The sequence below is a fragment of the Myxococcota bacterium genome, assembly GCA_041389495.1.
In the GTDB taxonomy this organism is placed as follows: domain Bacteria; phylum Myxococcota_A; class UBA9160; order UBA9160; family UBA4427; genus JAWKRT01.
On record JAWKRT010000001.1, the window covers coordinates 578,066 to 593,850 of the forward strand.

At 71.9% G+C, this 15,785-nt stretch carries 17 protein-coding genes; 11 read left to right on the forward strand and 6 right to left on the reverse strand.

What is annotated here, in order from left to right; genetic code table 11:
- The first annotated feature begins 194 nt into the window (after window positions 1-194).
- Genes R3E88_02545 through R3E88_02580 form a run of 8 tightly spaced genes read left to right on the forward strand, consistent with a single transcriptional unit; the run spans window position 195 to window position 7,401 of the window.
- Window positions 195-1,568: a Na(+)-translocating NADH-quinone reductase subunit A gene (locus R3E88_02545; GenBank protein MEZ4215330.1), complete on the forward strand. Its 1,374-nt coding sequence runs from the start codon at window positions 195-197 to the stop codon at window positions 1,566-1,568.
- A gap of 7 nt (window positions 1,569-1,575) precedes the next feature.
- Entirely contained in the window at window positions 1,576-2,793 is a 1,218-nt protein-coding gene (locus tag R3E88_02550) for an NADH:ubiquinone reductase (Na(+)-transporting) subunit B (protein MEZ4215331.1), read from the forward strand.
- A complete protein-coding gene (locus R3E88_02555; protein ID MEZ4215332.1) occupies window positions 2,783-3,574 on the forward strand; it encodes a Na(+)-translocating NADH-quinone reductase subunit C in 792 nt (263 codons plus the stop codon). The genes R3E88_02550 and R3E88_02555 overlap by 11 nt, the downstream gene beginning before the upstream one ends.
- On the forward strand, window positions 3,574-4,248 hold the full coding sequence (locus R3E88_02560; protein ID MEZ4215333.1) for an NADH:ubiquinone reductase (Na(+)-transporting) subunit D: 675 nt from the start codon (window positions 3,574-3,576) through the stop codon (window positions 4,246-4,248). Before R3E88_02555 ends, R3E88_02560 begins: the two co-directional genes overlap by 1 nt.
- Window positions 4,202-4,813: an NADH:ubiquinone reductase (Na(+)-transporting) subunit E gene (gene nqrE / locus R3E88_02565; GenBank protein MEZ4215334.1), complete on the forward strand. Its 612-nt coding sequence runs from the start codon at window positions 4,202-4,204 to the stop codon at window positions 4,811-4,813. Before R3E88_02560 ends, nqrE begins: the two co-directional genes overlap by 47 nt.
- Window positions 4,813-6,036, forward strand: coding sequence for an NADH:ubiquinone reductase (Na(+)-transporting) subunit F (nqrF, locus tag R3E88_02570; protein ID MEZ4215335.1), 1,224 nt, complete (start codon window positions 4,813-4,815; stop codon window positions 6,034-6,036). The genes nqrE and nqrF overlap by 1 nt, the downstream gene beginning before the upstream one ends.
- Window positions 6,037-6,052: 16 nt before the next feature.
- Window positions 6,053-7,225 carry an FAD:protein FMN transferase gene (locus R3E88_02575; GenBank protein MEZ4215336.1) on the forward strand — a complete coding sequence of 391 codons (1,173 nt, stop codon included), beginning with the start codon at window positions 6,053-6,055 and terminating at the stop codon, window positions 7,223-7,225.
- Window positions 7,222-7,401: a DUF539 domain-containing protein gene (locus R3E88_02580; protein ID MEZ4215337.1), complete on the forward strand. Its 180-nt coding sequence runs from the start codon at window positions 7,222-7,224 to the stop codon at window positions 7,399-7,401. The genes R3E88_02575 and R3E88_02580 overlap by 4 nt, the downstream gene beginning before the upstream one ends.
- Window positions 7,402-7,471: 70 nt before the next feature.
- Here the strand turns inward: R3E88_02580 and R3E88_02585 are convergent, their stop codons facing one another.
- Window positions 7,472-7,999, reverse strand: a complete 528-nt coding sequence (locus tag R3E88_02585; GenBank protein MEZ4215338.1) for a CBS domain-containing protein — start codon at window positions 7,997-7,999, stop codon at window positions 7,472-7,474.
- A gap of 212 nt (window positions 8,000-8,211) precedes the next feature.
- Window positions 8,212-8,673, reverse strand: a complete 462-nt coding sequence (locus R3E88_02590; GenBank protein ID MEZ4215339.1) for a VOC family protein — start codon at window positions 8,671-8,673, stop codon at window positions 8,212-8,214.
- 106 nt (window positions 8,674-8,779) lie between these two features.
- Here R3E88_02590 and R3E88_02595 point away from each other — a divergent pair, with 106 nt between their 5' ends.
- Together R3E88_02595 and R3E88_02600 are read left to right on the forward strand one after the other, a co-directional pair.
- The gene (locus R3E88_02595) at window positions 8,780-10,189 is read left to right on the forward strand and encodes a lysophospholipid acyltransferase family protein (protein ID MEZ4215340.1); all 1,410 of its coding nucleotides are present in this window, start codon (window positions 8,780-8,782) and stop codon (window positions 10,187-10,189) included.
- 109 nt (window positions 10,190-10,298) lie between these two features.
- Entirely contained in the window at window positions 10,299-10,949 is a 651-nt protein-coding gene (locus R3E88_02600; protein MEZ4215341.1) for a hypothetical protein, read from the forward strand.
- Between the two features lie 30 nt (window positions 10,950-10,979).
- Here the strand turns inward: R3E88_02600 and R3E88_02605 are convergent, their stop codons facing one another.
- From R3E88_02605 to R3E88_02615, 3 genes are all read right to left on the reverse strand, one after another.
- On the reverse strand, window positions 10,980-12,116 hold the full coding sequence (locus tag R3E88_02605; protein ID MEZ4215342.1) for an alpha/beta fold hydrolase: 1,137 nt from the start codon (window positions 12,114-12,116) through the stop codon (window positions 10,980-10,982).
- Window positions 12,117-12,180: 64 nt separating this feature from the next.
- On the reverse strand, window positions 12,181-12,915 hold the full coding sequence (locus tag R3E88_02610) for an SDR family oxidoreductase (GenBank protein MEZ4215343.1): 735 nt from the start codon (window positions 12,913-12,915) through the stop codon (window positions 12,181-12,183).
- Window positions 12,912-13,775 (reverse strand): dihydropteroate synthase, encoded by an 864-nt coding sequence (locus tag R3E88_02615; protein ID MEZ4215344.1) that lies wholly within the window; start codon window positions 13,773-13,775, stop codon window positions 12,912-12,914. Before R3E88_02615 ends, R3E88_02610 begins: the two co-directional genes overlap by 4 nt.
- A 133-nt stretch (window positions 13,776-13,908) precedes the next feature.
- On the opposite strand from R3E88_02615, the gene R3E88_02620 reads away from it, so the two are divergent.
- Window positions 13,909-14,451 carry a 6-carboxytetrahydropterin synthase gene (locus tag R3E88_02620; GenBank protein MEZ4215345.1) on the forward strand — a complete coding sequence of 181 codons (543 nt, stop codon included), beginning with the start codon at window positions 13,909-13,911 and terminating at the stop codon, window positions 14,449-14,451.
- On the opposite strand, the gene R3E88_02625 is transcribed toward R3E88_02620, so the two are convergent.
- Entirely contained in the window at window positions 14,448-15,662 is a 1,215-nt protein-coding gene (locus tag R3E88_02625) for an amidohydrolase family protein (protein MEZ4215346.1), read from the reverse strand. The two genes, R3E88_02620 and R3E88_02625, sit on opposite strands and share 4 nt — an antisense overlap.
- Window positions 15,663-15,785: the final 123 nt, after the last annotated feature.

A 15,785-nucleotide genomic window follows, 5' to 3' on the forward strand; every position in this document is an offset into this window, starting at 1 on the left:
CGCGCGCAGGCAGGGGCTTCGCGCGCGCCGGGCATCGCACCTCGCGGTCGCCGGCGCGATCGCTCGCGCGGTTGCGAGGGACAGCACTTCCGGGCCGCGGCGGCCGATGGCGTCGCGGCCTTCCGTGTCTCGATCGAGCTCGCGCGACGTCGCGCGCGAGCGCAGCGAGAGGTCGTCGAGCGAACGCAATGGCACTGCACACGATTCGCAAGGGGCTCGATCTCCCGATCGAGGGAGCGCCGCTGCAGGTGCTGCGCGGTGCGCGCGGCACGTCGCGCGTCGCCGTGATGGCCGACGACTTCCCGGGCATGCGTCCCGCCATGCGCGTCGCCGAGGGCGACACGGTGAAGCGCGGACAGGTGCTCTTCGAGGACCGCAAGACGCCGGGCGTGCTGCACACGGCGCCGGGCGCGGGGAAGGTGGTCGCGGTGAACCGCGGCGCGAAGCGCGCGCTGCAATCGATCGTGATCCATCTCTCCGATGGGGAGCGCGCGGGCGCGCCCGCCGCGCACGAGCTCGAGACGTTCCCGTCGTGGAAGGGCGGCGACCCCGCGTCGCTCACGCGCGAGCAGGTGCACGCGCTGCTCGTCGAGTCGGGCCAGTGGACGGCGTTCCGCACGCGCCCGTACAGCAAGGTGCCCGCGCCGGACACGGAGCCGCACTCGATCTTCGTCACGGCGATCGACACGAACCCGCTCGCGCCGCTGCCCGACGTCGTCGTCGAGCGGCGCCGCGAGGACTTCGACCGCGGCCTCGCCGCGATCGCGAAGCTCACGAGCGGTGCGACGCACCTGTGCGTCGCGGCGACGTCCGAGATCCCGCAGCACGTGACGGCGAAGGTCGAGGTGCAGCAGTTCGCGGGGCCGCATCCGGCCGGCCTCGCCGGGCTGCACATCCACCTCGTCGACCCGGTCGGTCGCGCGAAGACGGTGTGGACGATCGGCTATCAGGACGTGATCGCGATCGGCTCGCTGCTCGCGACCGGCGTGCTCGACGTCGCGCGCGTCGTCTCGATCGCGGGGCCCGTCGTCGCGGAGCCGCAGCTCGTCGCGTCGCGGCTCGGCGCGAGCACGCTCGACCTCGCGGGCGACGAGGGCGCGGGCGTCGAGAAGCGCCTCGTCGCGGGCTCCGTGCTCGGCGGGCGCACGGCGAACGACGACGTGTTCGGCTACCTCGGGCGCCACCACCACCAGGTGACGGTGCTGCGCGAGGGACGCGAGCGCGTGTTCATGGGCTGGCTCACGCCCGGCCTCGACGCGTTCTCGAGCGCGCCCATCTACCTGTCGCGCCTGCTCTCGAACAAGAAGTTCCCGTTCTCGACGACGACCAACGGGTCGCCGCGCGCGATGGTGCCGATCGGCATGTACGAGCGCGTGATGCCGATGGACATCCTGCCGACGTTCCTGCTGCGCTCGCTCGCGGTCGGCGACATCGAGCAGGCCGAGAAGCTCGGCGCGCTCGAGCTCGACGAGGAAGACCTGGCGCTCTGCTCGTTCGTCTGCCCGGGCAAGACGAACTACGGGCCGCTCCTGCGAAAGAACCTCGAGATGATCGAGAAGGAAGGCTGAGCTCCGGATGAAGTTCCTGCGCGACCTCCACGACAAGGTCGACCCGCTCTTCCAGAAGGGCGGGCCGCTCGAGAAGCTCTATCCGCTCTGGGAAGCGCACGACACGGCGATGTTCACGCCGGGCCAGGTCACGCGCACGGCGCCGCACGTGCGCGACGGCATGGACCTGAAGCGCATGATGATCACGGTCGTCGTCGCGCTGCAGCCGTGCGTGCTGATGGCGCACTACAACACGGGCTTCCAGGCGCTGCACGCGATCAGCAAGGGCGCCGCGCCGCTCGACACCTGGCAGACGGCGCTGTGGACGGCGCTCGGGCTCGGCTTCGACCCGGGCAACCCGCTGCTCTGCTTCCTGTTCGGCGGGCTCTACTTCGTGCCCGTGCTCGCGGCGGGCTTCGCGGTGGGCGCGCTCGTCGAGGTGGGCGGCGCCATCATCCGCGGCCACGAGGTGAACGAGGGCTTCCTCGTCACGGGCTTCCTGCTCCCGCTCACGCTGCCGCCGACCATCCCGCTCTGGATGGTGATGCTGGGCATGGCCTTCGGCCTCGTGTTCGGGAAGGAGGTGTTCGGCGGCACCGGCATGAACTTCCTGAACCCCGCGCTCACGGCGCGCGCGTTCCTGTTCTTCGCGTACCCGGCGTTCATGAGCGGCGACACGCCGTGGATCGCCGCGAACCTCGCGCACGTCGACTCGTTCAGCGGCGCGACGTGGCTCGGCCAGGCGGCGGCGTCGGCGGGCGCGCTCGCGAACGCGAGCTGGTGGGACTGCTTCGCCGGCTGGGAGGCCGGCTCGATGGGCGAGACGTCGGCGCTCGCCGCGCTGCTCGGGCTCGCCGTCCTGCTGACGACGCGCGTCGGCTCGTTCGCGACCGTGTCGGGCGTCTTCGTCGGGACGACCGTCCTGTCGCTCCTGCTGAACGCCGTCGGGTCGACCACGAACCCGATGTTCGCGGTGCCGTTCTACTGGCACATGGTGCTCGGCGGCTGGGCGTTCGGCATGACGTTCATGGCGACCGACCCGGTCTCGTCCGCGTTCACGGACCGCGGGCGCTTCCAGTACGGCTTCGGCATCGGAGCGCTCGTCGTGCTCATCCGCGTCGTGAACCCGGCGTACCCGGAAGGCATGATGCTCGCGATCCTGTTCATGAACATGTTCGCGCCGCTGCTCGATCACTTCGTCGTGCAGGCCAACATCCAGCGGAGGCTCGCCCGCAGTGGAGCATAGTTCGCGATACATCGTGCTGTTCGCGGCGGCGGTCTGCGGCGTGTGCTCGATCTTCGTCGCGGCCGCGGCGGTGTCGCTCAAGGAGCGACAGGAGCTCAACGCGCAGCTCGACGTGCAGGAGAAGGTGCTCGTGCTCGCGGGGCTCCTCGAGGAAGGCTCGGGCGCGACGCGCGAGCGGATCCAGGAGCTCTACGGCTCGCGCATCGAGGCGCGCGCCGTCGACCTCGCGACGGGCGACTACGTCGAGGGCGTCGACGCCGCGACGATCGACCCGAAGCTCGAGGTCTCCGATCCGGAGAAGAGCCGGGAGGCGCCTGCGAACAAGGCCCAGGTCCGGCGCGTGCCGAACGTCGGCGTCGTCTACCACGTGAAGGACGAGGCCGGGCACGTCGAGGAGCTGATCCTGCCGATCCACGGCAAGGGGCTGTGGTCGACGCTGTACGGCTTCCTCGCACTCCGGCGCGACGCCGACTCGATCGCGGGCATCACGTTCTACAAGCACGGCGAGACGCCGGGCCTCGGCGGCGAGGTCGACAACTCGCGCTGGAAGTCGCTCTGGGAGGGGCGCCGCGCCTTCGGGCCGAAGGGCGACGTCGCGATCCAGGTGAAGAAGGGGCAGGCCGGCTCGCCGCAGGACGACCCCTACCACGTGGACGGGCTCTCCGGGGCGACGCTCACGAGCCGCGGCGTGACGAACACGCTCGCGTTCTGGCTCTCCGACGAAGGCTTCGGCCCCTATCTGGAGAAGTTCCGGGCCGAAATGGGAACGGGAGGCAACTGATGGCGACGGCGACGACGCGCGAGGTCCTGCTCGACCCGCTCGTGAACAACAACCCGATCGCGCTGCAGGTGCTCGGCATCTGCTCGGCGCTCGCGGTGACGACGAAGCTGCAGACGGCGGTCGTGATGGCGATCGCGGTGACGGCGGTGACGGCGTTCTCGAACCTCGCGGTGAGCGCGATCCGCAACTACATCCCTTCGAGCATCCGCATCATCGTCCAGCTCGTGATCATCGCGTCGCTCGTGATCGTGACGGACCAGATCCTCAAGGCCTATCTGTTCACGATCAGCAAGCAGCTCTCGGTCTTCGTCGGCCTCATCATCACGAACTGCATCGTGATGGGGCGCGCCGAGGCCTTCGCGATGCAGAACAAGCCCGCGGTCTCGTTCCTCGACGGCGTCGGGAACGGGCTCGGCTACGGGCTCATCCTGGTCGTCGTCGCGGTGCTCCGCGAGCTGTTCGGCTCGGGGAAGCTCTGGGGCATCACGATCCTGAAGCCGGTGACGGAGGGCGGCTGGTACGTCCCGAACGGCCTCATGGTGCTCGCCCCGGCGGCGTTCTTCCTGATCGGCAGCTTCATCTGGATCGTGCGCAGCTACAAGCCCGAACAAGTCGAGGAGGCGTTCCATGTTGGAGCACTACTTGAGTCTGGCCACGAAGGCCATATTCGTTGAGAACATGGCGCTCGCCTTCTTCCTCGGCATGTGCTCGTTCCTGGCCGTGTCGAAGAAGGTGGAGACGGCGATCGGTCTCGGGGCGGCGGTCACGTTCGTCCTCGCGGTGACGACGCCGCTGAACCAGGCGCTCGTCGACGCGGTGCTGAAGCCCGGCTCGTTGTCGTGGCTCGGCTTCCCCGACCTCGATCTCTCGTTCCTGCAGTTCCTGACGCTGATCGGGACGATCGCGGCGGCCGTGCAGATCGTGGAGATGACGCTCGACCGCTACGTGCCCGCGCTCTACAACGCGCTCGGCGTCTTCCTGCCGCTGATCGCGGTGAACTGCGCGATCCTCGGCGCCTCGCTGTTCATGGTCGAGCGCGACTACACGCTCGCCGATGCGACGGTCTTCGGGCTCGGCTCGGGCATCGGCTGGGCGCTCGCGATCATCGCGCTCGCCGCCGTCCGCGAGAAGCTCAAGTACAGCAACGTGCCCGAGCCGCTGCGCGGCCTCGGCGTCACCTTCATCGTGGTCGGCCTGATGTCGGTCGGCTTCATGGCGTTCTCGGGGATCCAGCTCTGATGGAAACGGTCATCGCCGGCGTCGTCGGCTTCATCCTGATCATCCTGGCGCTCGTGCTCGTGCTGATGGCCGCGAAGGCGAAGCTCGTCGCGAGCGGCGACGTCACGATCACGATCAACGACGACCCCGACCAGTCGATCACGACGAAGAGCGGCTCGACGCTGCTCGGGACGCTGGCGGCGAACCGCATCTTCGTGCCGTCCGCGTGCGGCGGGAAGGGGAGCTGCGGCGTCTGCAAGCTGACCGTGCTCGACGGCGGGGGCTCGATCCTGCCGACCGAGGAGTCGCACATCTCGCGCGGCGAGGCGCGCGAGGGGCTGCGGCTCTCCTGCCAGGTGAAGGTCAAGCAGGACATGCGGATCGAGGTGCCGCCGGAGGTGCTCTCGGTCAAGAAGTGGAAGTGCCGCGTCCGCTCGAACGACAACGTCGCGACGTTCATCAAGGAGCTCGTGCTCGAGCTGCCCGAGGGCGAGGTCGTTCCGTTCCGCGCGGGCGGCTACATCCAGATCGAGTGCCCGCCGCACCTCGTCCGCTACAAGGATTTCGAGGTCGCGCAGAAGTTCCGCGAGGACTGGGACAAGTTCAATCTCTGGCAGTACGAGTCGAAGGTCACCGAGCCGCAGGAGCGCGCGTACTCGATGGCGAACTATCCCGAGGAGCTCGGGATCATCATGCTGAACGTGCGCGTCGCCTCGCCGCCGCCGCGCCAGCCCGACGTGCCGCCGGGCGTCATGTCCTCGTACATCTTCAGCCTGAAGCCCGGCGACGAGGTCACCATCTCCGGCCCGTTCGGCGAGTTCTTCGCCAAGGACACGGACAAGGAGATGATCTTCGTCGGCGGCGGCGCCGGCATGGCGCCGATGCGCTCGCACATCTTCGACCAGTTCAAGCGCCTCCACACGAAGCGGAAGGTGAGCTTCTGGTACGGCGCGCGCAGCCTGCGCGAGGCGTTCTACGTCGACCACTTCGACTCGATCGCCGCCGAGAACCCGAACTTCCAGTGGCACCTCGCGCTCTCCGAGCCGCTGCCGGAGGACAACTGGACGGGCAAGAAGGGCTTCATCCACCAGGTGCTCTACGACAACTACCTGAAGGACCACCCCGCGCCCGAGGACTGCGAGTACTACATGTGCGGGCCGCCGATGATGAACCAGGCCGTGCAGAAGATGCTCGAGGATCTCGGCGTCGAGCCCGAGAACATCCTGTTCGACGACTTCGGCTAGACCGAAGCCCGGTCCGTTGACCTCCGCGCCCATTCCGCCGCGCAAGGAGCTCTCGCCGCGCGCGCGGCTCGTGCTCGGCCTGCTCTTCTTCGCACTCGGCGGCGCGAGCCTGTGGCTCTACGGCGGGCGCGCCGAGCGCGAGCAGGTCGAGCTCCAGGGCGCGGCGATGGGCACGACGTGGTCGGTCAAGCTCGCCGACCCGGGCCTCGACGCCGCCGCGCAGCGCGCGGCCGCGGACGCGATCGCCGAGCGGCTCGAGCGCGTCGATCGCCTCATGTCGACGTGGAAGCCCGACTCCGAGCTGTCGCGCTTCAACGCGCACGAAGGCACGGACTCGTTCGCGCTCTCGCCCGAGACGTACGCGGTGCTCGAGATCGCGCAGCGCGTCGCGGAGGAGTCGGGAGGCGCCTTCGACGTCACGGTCGGCCCGCTCGTCGACGCCTGGGGCTTCGGGAGCGAGGGCCGGCGCGAGCCGCCCGCCGGCCCCGTGCTGCGCGCGCTCCGCGAGCGCACCGGCTGGCGCAAGCTCGCGCTCGGGCCGCTCGGGCGCACCGTGCGCAAGAGCCGCCCCGACGTGCGCGTCGACCTCTCGGCCGTCGCGAAGGGCTATGCGGTCGACCTCGTCGCGCGCGGGCTCGAGGCCGCCGGGCGCGAGCGCTTCCTGGTCGAGGTCGGCGGCGAGCTGCGCGCGAGCGGGGAGCGCCCGGGTGGCGGCGCCTGGCGCGTCGCGATCGAGGCGCCCGACGCGCCGGCGGACGCGCGGCGCGTCCACCGCGTCGTCGAGCTGCGCGACGTCTCGATGGCGACGTCGGGCGACTACCGCAACTACTACGAGCGCGACGGCCGGCGCCTCTCGCACACGATCGACCCGCGCACGGGCCACCCGATCGAGCACCGCCTCGCGTCGGTCTCCGTGATCCACCCCGAGGCCGCGTGGGCGGACGCGTGGGCGACCGCGCTCGACGTGCTCGGCCCCGAGGAGGGGTACTCTCTCGCCGCGTCGAAGGGCCTCCCCGCGTACTTCCTCGTGCGAGACGCCGCCCTGCCGTCCATGGACGGCGCGCCGAGCGGCGGGACGGGCGCGTCGGGCGAGGCGAGCTTCACTGTGCGCATGACGCGCGAGTTCGAGCCCTACCTCGCGCAGGACGCGCCGGCGCCCGCGCCGGCCGGGATCGGGAGCCGACCATGACCGTCGTCGTCGCCACCGCCGCCGTGTTCGGAATCGTCGTGCTCGCGATGTCGCTCGGCGCGATGGTGGGCGGCCGCCACCTGAAGGGCTCGTGCGGCGGCCGCCCCGATGGCGCCTGCCCGTGCTCCGAGGCCGAGAAGCGCGCCTGCGCCGAGCGCGCGCGCGACGCGGCCTAGCAGGCCTCGGCAAGCCGGGCCTCTCGATGCGGCCGCACCGCGCGGCGTGCCGCGCGCGTCGACCCCGGCGCTAGGGCGCGCGCCGCGGCCCGACGTCGCCCGCCGGCTCGCGATAGTCGGGGTAGCGCCGCCGCCGCGCGCGCCGCGCTCCGAGCTCCTCCATCGCGCGCAGCACGTCGCGTCGGCTCAGCTGCCCGAGCAGACGGTCGTCTTCCATCACGGGCAGGCGGCGCAGCGAGCGCGTCAGGAAGACGTGGGCGAGCGAGTAGATGTCCTCCTGCGGCCCGACCGACGTGAAACGCGTGCTCATGTAGTCGGCGACGACGCCCTCCTCGCGATGGTCGTCCGCATAGAACTCGCCCGACGCGAGGATGCGCAGGCAGTCGAGCTCCGAGCAGATGCCGACGATGCGGCCGTCGGCGTCGACGACGGGCGCGCCCGAGATCTCGTGCTTGAGGAGCGTCCGGACGGCGTCGAAGATCGGCATCTCCGGCGTCAGCGTGACGAGCGTGCGGCGCATGATGTCGGCCGCCGTGGGCACGCGCGGGGCGTGGCTCGGGTGCGCGTGCGGGACGTGGGTCGCGTGGGTTGCGCTCATGGCGTTCCTCCGTCGGCGACCGCGAGGGTCGGGCCCGGCAGAGGCGCCGGGACGGGCCCGCGCGCAGTCGGCGACTCCGGCAACCTACTACGGATCGCGAGCCGATGATAGGTCGCTTCGTTAGGTGCCCGCGGGGCGGCGCGCGCGGCGCGAGATCGCGTGTCTGGCGCCGGAGCTGCGCACGCGGCGCCGCCGCGCGAGGCGAGCGGCGGTCAGCCGCGGCCGCCGTCCAGCGTCTTGCGCCACCAGCCCTCGCGGTGCGTGGAGAAGAAGAACGGGATGCCGTTCGTCGTCGCGGGCCGCGCGAAGACCATGCGTCCGTAGTCGTAGGGGAGGGGCTCGTCGCTCGCGAACTCGACGCCGGCGCGGCGCCCCTGCGCGACGAGCGCGTCGACGTCGTCCACGTCGATGCCGAAGAGCGCGAGCCCCTCGCCCCGCCGCGCGAGCTGCCGCCCCTGGGCGCTGTCCGGGTCGCCCGGCGTCACGAGGCTCAGCACCATGCCGCGGTCGCCCTCGTTCCAGAGCGGGAACACCGTGCAGCGCGTGTCGGCCGAAGGAAGGCTCTCGGGCGCGAGCTCGATCGGCTCGATGCCGAGCAGCTCGCGGTACTTGCGGACGTTGGCGTCGTGATCGGCGACGAGGATCACGAAGTCGAAGCAGAAGTTGGATCGCACGGGAAGGCTCCTCCGTCGCGCGCGGCTATGCTCGGCGCGTGCCGCATCGTGACACAGGGCGCGCCGCGCGGAGCGCGCGCGTGACGCGCGCGACGCCCCGCGCCGCATGAGCCTGCGCGACCGGGTCGTCGGCGCGCTCGCACACGCGGTGCTCCGCGTCTTCTTCCGTCGCGTCGAGGTCGTGGGCGGCGAGCACGTGCCGCCGCGCGGGCCGGTCGTCTTCGTCGGCAACCACGGCAACGCGCTCGTCGATCCGTTCGCGGCGATCGCCTTCCTGCCGCGCGTGCCGCGCTTCCTCGCCAAGTCGACGCTCTGGCGCAACCCCGCCGTCCGGCCGCTGCTCGCGCTCGCGGGCTCGATCCCCGTCTACCGCGCGCAGGACGGCACGGACACGAGCCGCAACGAGGCGACCTTCGCGCGCTGCTTCGAGGTGCTCGAGCAGGGCGGCGCGATCGCGCTCTTTCCGGAGGGCATCAGCCACGACGAGCCGGCGCTCCAGCCGCTCAAGACGGGCGCCGCGCGCATCGCGCTCGGCGCCGCGCGCCGGCCGCGCTCGCGCGCGGTCGCCGTCGTCCCCGTCGGGCTCACCTTCGAGGACAAGCCGCGCTTCCGCTCGCGCGTGCTCGTGCGCGTCGGGCCGCCGATCGACCTCGCGCCCTTCGTCGCGCGCGCGGACGCCGACGAGCGCGACGCCGTCCGCGCGCTCACGGACGCGATTCGCGAGGCCCTCGCCGGCGTCGTGCTCGAGTACGCCTCGTGGGACGACGCGCGGCTCGTCGACGCGGCGGTCGACGTCTTCGCGCGCACGAGCGACGCGGCCGCGATGCCGGGGCGCGGCGGGCTCGGCGAGCGCTTCTCGCTGCGGCAGCGCTTCGGCGCGGCCTACGAGCGGCTGCGCGCCCGCGAGCCCGCGCGCGTCGACGCCGTGCGCGCGGAGGTCGAGCGCTATCTCGCGCGGCTCGAGCGGCTCGGCGTGCGCGACGACCAGCTGATGGCGCGCTACCCGCGCCGCGAGGTGCTCCGCTACCTGCGCGGGCGCGTGCCGTGGCTACCGCTGTGGCTGCCCGTCGCCGGGATCGGCCTCGTGCTCAACTACGTGCCCTACCGCGCGGCCGGCCTCGTCGCGAACCTCGTGCGCGACACGCCCGACCAGCCGGCGACCTTCAAGCTGCTCGGCGGCTTCTTCCTGTTCCCGGTCGCGTGGGGCGCGCTCGCGTGGTGGGCGTCGCGCTTCGGCGCGGCCGCCGCGCTCTACGCCTTCGCGCTCGCGCCCGCGACCGGCTGGGCCGCGCTGCTCTTCCACGAGCGCACGGAGAGCCTCGGGCGCGAGGTGCGCGCGTTCCTGATGCTGCGCGTGCGCGCCGACGAGGCGCGACGGCTGCGCGCGATGCGGGCCGGGATCGAGCGCGACATCGCGCAGCTCGGCGTGCTCGACCACGAGGCCGGGCTCGCGGGCGCGGCGGGCGGAGCCGGCGCGGGGGCGCCCGCGGCGACCGAGGAGGCCGGCCGAGCCTGACGCGCCGCACCGCCCGCGCGGGCGCGCGCTTCGGTGGTACGCTGCGGCGCGTGCGGAACGAGCGATCCGCGCGCGCCGAGCGCGACGAGCGCGACGACAGGAGGACGCCATGACCGAAGCGAGCACGCCGTACGGCGCTCCCGGGGCCGAGGCTCCGGCGGGCCCGACCCCCGCGAGCGAGGCGCCCGCGCCGCCCGCGCTGTGGATCCCCGCGCTGCGCGACACCGCCGTCGTCGCCGCCGCGCTCTCGCTCTTCGCCGCCGCGGACGCGTGGTACGGCCTCACGGGACTGCGGCTCGCGGCCGTCGTCTCCGTCGTCGACGGCGTGCTCGTCGGCGCGCTCGTGACGGCGCTGATCCACGAGTGGGGCCACTACGCGGGCGCGCGCTGGGCGGGCGCGATCGCGCCGCTCGGCAAGCCCTCGTCGCTCCCGCTCTTCGTGTTCGACATGGAGAAGAACGAGCCGAGCCAGTTCCAGGCGATGAGCGTCGGCGGCAACCTCGCGCACTGGCTCGTGTTCGCGCTGCTCTTCGCGGCGCTCCCGCTCGCCACGCCCGGGCAGGTCGCGATCGTCGCGGCGTCGTTCGGGTTCGCCGTGTTCGCGAGCCAGGTCGAGTTCCCGGTGATCCGCCGCGTGGCGGACGGCATGAAGCCGCTCGAGTCGCTCGCGCGGATCGCCGTGCCGGATCTCAAGACGAGTCTCGGACGCAAGGCGCTCGCGGGCGCGGGCGCGGGGCTCGTCCTCTCGCTGTTCCTGTAGACGCCCGCGCCGCGTCCGCGCGCTGCTCGCCTAGCGAGCGTGCCGGAAGGCCTTGCGCACCTCGTCGACGAACGTGGCCGGCTGCTCGAAGGCCGCGAAGTGGCCGCCCTTCGCGAGCTCGTTGAAGTAGGCGAGCTTCTCGAAGCGCTTCTCCGCCCAGCGGCGCGAGGTGCGGAAGATCTCCTTCGGGAAGATGCTGCACGAGACCGGCACGCGGACCGTGTCCATCGGCGGCTGTCGGAAGCTCTCCCAGTAGAGGCGCGCCGACGACGCGCCCGTCGCCGGCAGCCAGTAGAGCATCACGTTGTCGAGGAGCTCGTCGCGCGTGAGCACGTTCTCCGGGTGGCCGTCGCAGTCCGTCCAGCTCCAGAACTTCTCGAGGATCCAGCCCGCCTGCGCGGCCGGCGAGTCGACGAGCCCGTAGCCGACGGTCTGCGGGCGCGTGCTCTGCTGCTTCGAGTAGCCCGAGTCCCACTCCATGTACTCGGACATGCCGGCGATCGCGGACTGCTCCTGCGGCGTCAGGTCGCCCATCGTCTCGGGGTCGGGCGGCGCGATCGGCATGTTGAGGTGGATGCCCGCGCAGTGCTCGGGATCCTGGGCGCCGATGCAGGTCGTCACCATCGCGCCCCAGTCGCCGCCCTGCGCGACGTAGCGCTCGTAGCCGAGCCCTCGCATCAGCTCGCCCCAGGCGTCGGCGATCTTCTGCACGCCCCAGCCCGTGGCCGAGGGCTTGTCGGAGAAGCCGTAGCCCGGGAGCGACGGACAGACGACGTGGAACGCGTCGTCCGGGTCGCCGCCGTGCGCGCGCGGGTTGCGCAGCGGCTCGATCACCTTCTGGAACTCGACGATCGAGCCGGGCCAGCCGTGCGTCACGACGAGCGGCAGCGCGTTCGGCTCGGGCGAGCGCGCGTGCACGAAGTGGATGTCGAGCCCCTGCACGGGAACGCGGAACTGATCGAACGCGTTGAGTCGCGCCTCGCGCGCGCGCCAGTCGTACCCGTCGGCCCAGTACGCGCACACCTCGCGGAGGTAGGCGAGCGGGATGCCCTGCGACCAGTCGTCGACGCACTCCTTCTCGGGCCAGCGCGTCGCGCGCAGACGCCGGCGGAGGTCGTCGAGCGCCTCGTCGGAGGCGTGGATGCGGAAGGGCTTCGGGGTCGGCATGCGATGGGGCTCCCGGGGCGCGCTCGGCCATTCGAGCGCGGCGATCCTAGGGCCCGCGCGCGCGCTAGATCAAGTAGCCGCCCGAGACCTTGACGTTGGTCCCCGTCACGTAGGCCGCGGCCTCGCTCGCGAGGAAGAGGACGGCGGCGGCGAGGTCGTCGGTGGTGCCGTAGCGGCCGGCCGGGATGCGCTCGAGCGGAGGCTTCACCTGCGAGTTCTCGAGCGTTCCGGGCGACACGGCGTTGACGGTGATGCCGTGCGGCGCCTCCGTCTGCGCGAGCGTCTGCGTCAGCACGAGCGAGCCGGTCTTCCCGATCTTGTAGGGCGTCGCGAGCGGCGTCGCGCGCAGGCGGTCGGCGTCGGCGTCGAGCACGTTGACGATGCGGCCGTAGCCCTGCCCGCGCATGTGCGGGAGCGCGGCGCGGCAGGTGTGCCACGTCGCATCGAGCGTGCCGGCGAGCGACGCGCGCCACTCGTCGACCTCGATCTCGTCGATCCGCTTCCAGACGATGACGCCGACGTTGTTGACGAGCACGTCGAGACGGCCGAGGTCCTTCGCGGCGAGGTCGACGGCGCGCGCGGCGTCGGCGGCGTCGGTCAGGTCGGCGCGCACGGGCACGCTCGCGCGGCCGAGCCCGCGGATCTCGGCGACCACCTCGGCGGCCTCGCGCTCGCTCGTGTGGAAGTGGACGGCGACGTCGGCGCCCGCGCGCGCGAGCGCGAGCGCGAGGGCGCGACCGGTCCGGCGCGCGGCGCCCGTCACGAGGGCCGTGCGCCCTTCGAGGGGAAGCTCGGTCACGGGCCGTCCTCCGTCGCGAGCCCCGTCGTCGTCCCGTCCGTGCGCGGCGCCGCCGGGCCTCCCCGGCCGAGCTCGGACTCGCGCGCCGCGGCGAGCAGCTTGCGGATCGTCTCGGGCTCGTGCGTGCGCACGTACTCGGGCCGCGCGTGCAGCACCGCGGAGGCCATCATGATGCGCGCCAGCCGCTCGGGCTTGCGCGCCGCATAGTAGAGCAGCGGGCAGCCGAGCCCGCGCAGCCGCTCCGTGTTCCAGACGACGTCGAGCTGCAGATGGATCTTGGTCTCGTCCTCGGTATCGGGGTGGAGGATGCCGAGGTTCGGGTCGACGATCACGCGCTCGACGCCCGCGTCGCGCGCGCGCGCGACGCGCGGGCCGAGGTGCGCGACGATCGCGTCGATGCGGTACGGAACGCGCGCCGCGCTGCGCATGCGGTACGCATCACCGTAGGGCATGTACGTGAGCGCGAGCGCGGCGCCGGCGCGCCGTGCGGCCGCGAGCAGCGCGGCGCTCGCCTCGCCGCCGGTGAAGTTGACCATCGAAGCGCCGCGCTCGATGGCCGCGCACCCGGTCGCGGACGACCACGTGTCGACGGAGACGCGGAAGCCTTCGCCGACGAGCGCCTCGAGCGCGGGCCACAGCCGCCGCTGCTCCTCGTCGTCGTCGACGAGCGGCGCATCGGGCGTGATGGAGCGCCCGCCGAGGTCGACGACGGCGACGCCCGCGTCGCGCAGCCGGCGCGCCCGCGCGACCACCTCGTCGCGCGAGCGCGCGATCGAGCCCGTCACCATCGACTCGGGCGAGACGTTGACGACGCCGAGCAGCGTCGGCGCGTAGGCGTCGGGCGGGGGCTGGGCGGACATCCGCCGCGCAGGGTAGTGCGCGGCGCCGCGCTCGCCCGCTTCGCCTCGGGCGGCCGCGCGGCTACTCTCGCGGCGCGCGCCGCGCTCGCGTGCGCGCGCCTGCGCAGAAGACGCGTCGAGGAGAGCCGCCCCGATGTCCGACCGCACCGACGACCCGGCGCGCCGCGCGCCCGCGGGCCTGCGCGAGAGCTGGGCGATCGACATGGACAAGGAGTACTTCAAGTTCTCCTGCGCCCACTTCCTGATCTTTCCGGACGGGTCGAAGGAACGCCTGCACGGCCACAACTACCACGTCGAGGTCGAGATCCAGGGCGACCTCACCGACCGCGGCCTCGTGATCGACTTCATCGAGGTGAAGCCCGTGATCCGCGAGCTGTGCGACGAGCTCGACGAGCATTGGGTCGTGCCCGGCGAGCACCCGGAGCTGCGCGTGGAGCGGCGCGACGACGGCCACACCGAGGTCGTCTACCGCGCCGCGCGCTACCTCGCGCCGAGCGACGAGGTCGTGATCCTGCCCTTCAACAACACGTCGGCCGAGAACTTCGCGTCGTGGATCGGGCGCGAGCTCGTGCGGCGCCTCACCGAGCGCTTCGGCGCGACGCAGGTGCGAAGGCTGCGCGTCGCCGTGTCGGAGACGCCGGGGCAGCGCGGCGTCTACTTCGCGACCCAGGCCTAGCGAGCCAGGTCGAGCCCGAACAGGTCGATCGCGTTCGTGCGCGCGATCTTGCGCACGCCGTCGGCGTCGAGGTGGCCGAAGAGCTCCTCCGCGACCTTCTTCGAGTGCGGGAACGTGCCGTCCTGGTGCGGGTAGTCGGTCTCGAACATCACCTGGTCGATGCCGATCTTGTCGATCATCTCGATGCCGACCGAGTCTTTGAAGAAGCAGCTGTGGACGTTGCGGCGGTAGTAGTGCGACGGCGGCTCGGGGATGCGCGACTCGCCCTGCGCCCACTGGTGCGTCTGCCAGGTGTCGTCGGCGCGCTCGACGAAGTACGGGATCCAGCCGATCTGACACTCCGCGTACAGCACCTTGAGGTCGGGGTACTTCACGAACTTTCCGGAGAAGAGCCAGTCGATCATCGACGACACGCTGTTGCACGCGATCAGGTTGGCGCCGACGACCGTCGGCGCGTCGGGGCCGGTGTTCACGGTCTTCGTGCCGGAGCCGATGTGCATGCAGATGACGGTGCCCGTCTCCTGGCACGCCTCGAGGAAGGGGTCCCAGTACGACGTGTGGATCGACGGCAGGCCGAGCCAGGCCGGGATCTCGGAGAACGCGACGGCGCGCACGCCGCGCGCGGCGTTGCGGCGGATCTCGGCGGCGGCGAGCTTCGCGTCCCACAGCGGGACGACGCACAGCGGGATGAGCCGGCCGGCGCTGTCGCCGCACCACTCCTCCACCATCCAGTCGTTGTAGGCCTCGACGCACAGCTTCGAGAGCGTCTTGTCCTTGCGCTCGGCGAAGAGCTGGCCGCAGAAGCGCGGATAGTTCGGGAAGCACAGCGACGCCTCGACGTGGTTGAGGTCCATGTCGGCGATGCGCGCCTTCGGGTCCCAGCAGCCCTTCGCGATGTCGTCGAACGTGACGCCGATCGCGCGCACCTGCTCCGGCGGGAGGCCGGGGCACGCGATGATCTGCTTGAGCTGGAAGCGGTGGTCCTCGTAGTGCCACCAGACCGCCATGTCCTTCCCGTCGCCCGGCTCCTCGCGGTACACGCCGTCGTGGAGCTTGAACTCTCCGCGCGGCGCGATCACGACGTGCGGCCCGACCTCGCGGTACTTCGCCGGGAGGCGCGACTCCCAGACGTGCGCGGGCTCGACGACGTGGTCGTCGACGCTGATCAGGCGGGGAACCTCGTTCTGGACGGTGCGGGGCGTGCTCGGCATCGCGCGTCTCCTCTCGGCTCGGGCTCGCAAGGCTACCGGCCGGCGCGCCGCCCGACCACGCCGCGAAGCGTCCCGCAATCCTTGGTTGCACGATGCGTGCGCGCCGGAGGTACGATGCGCGCG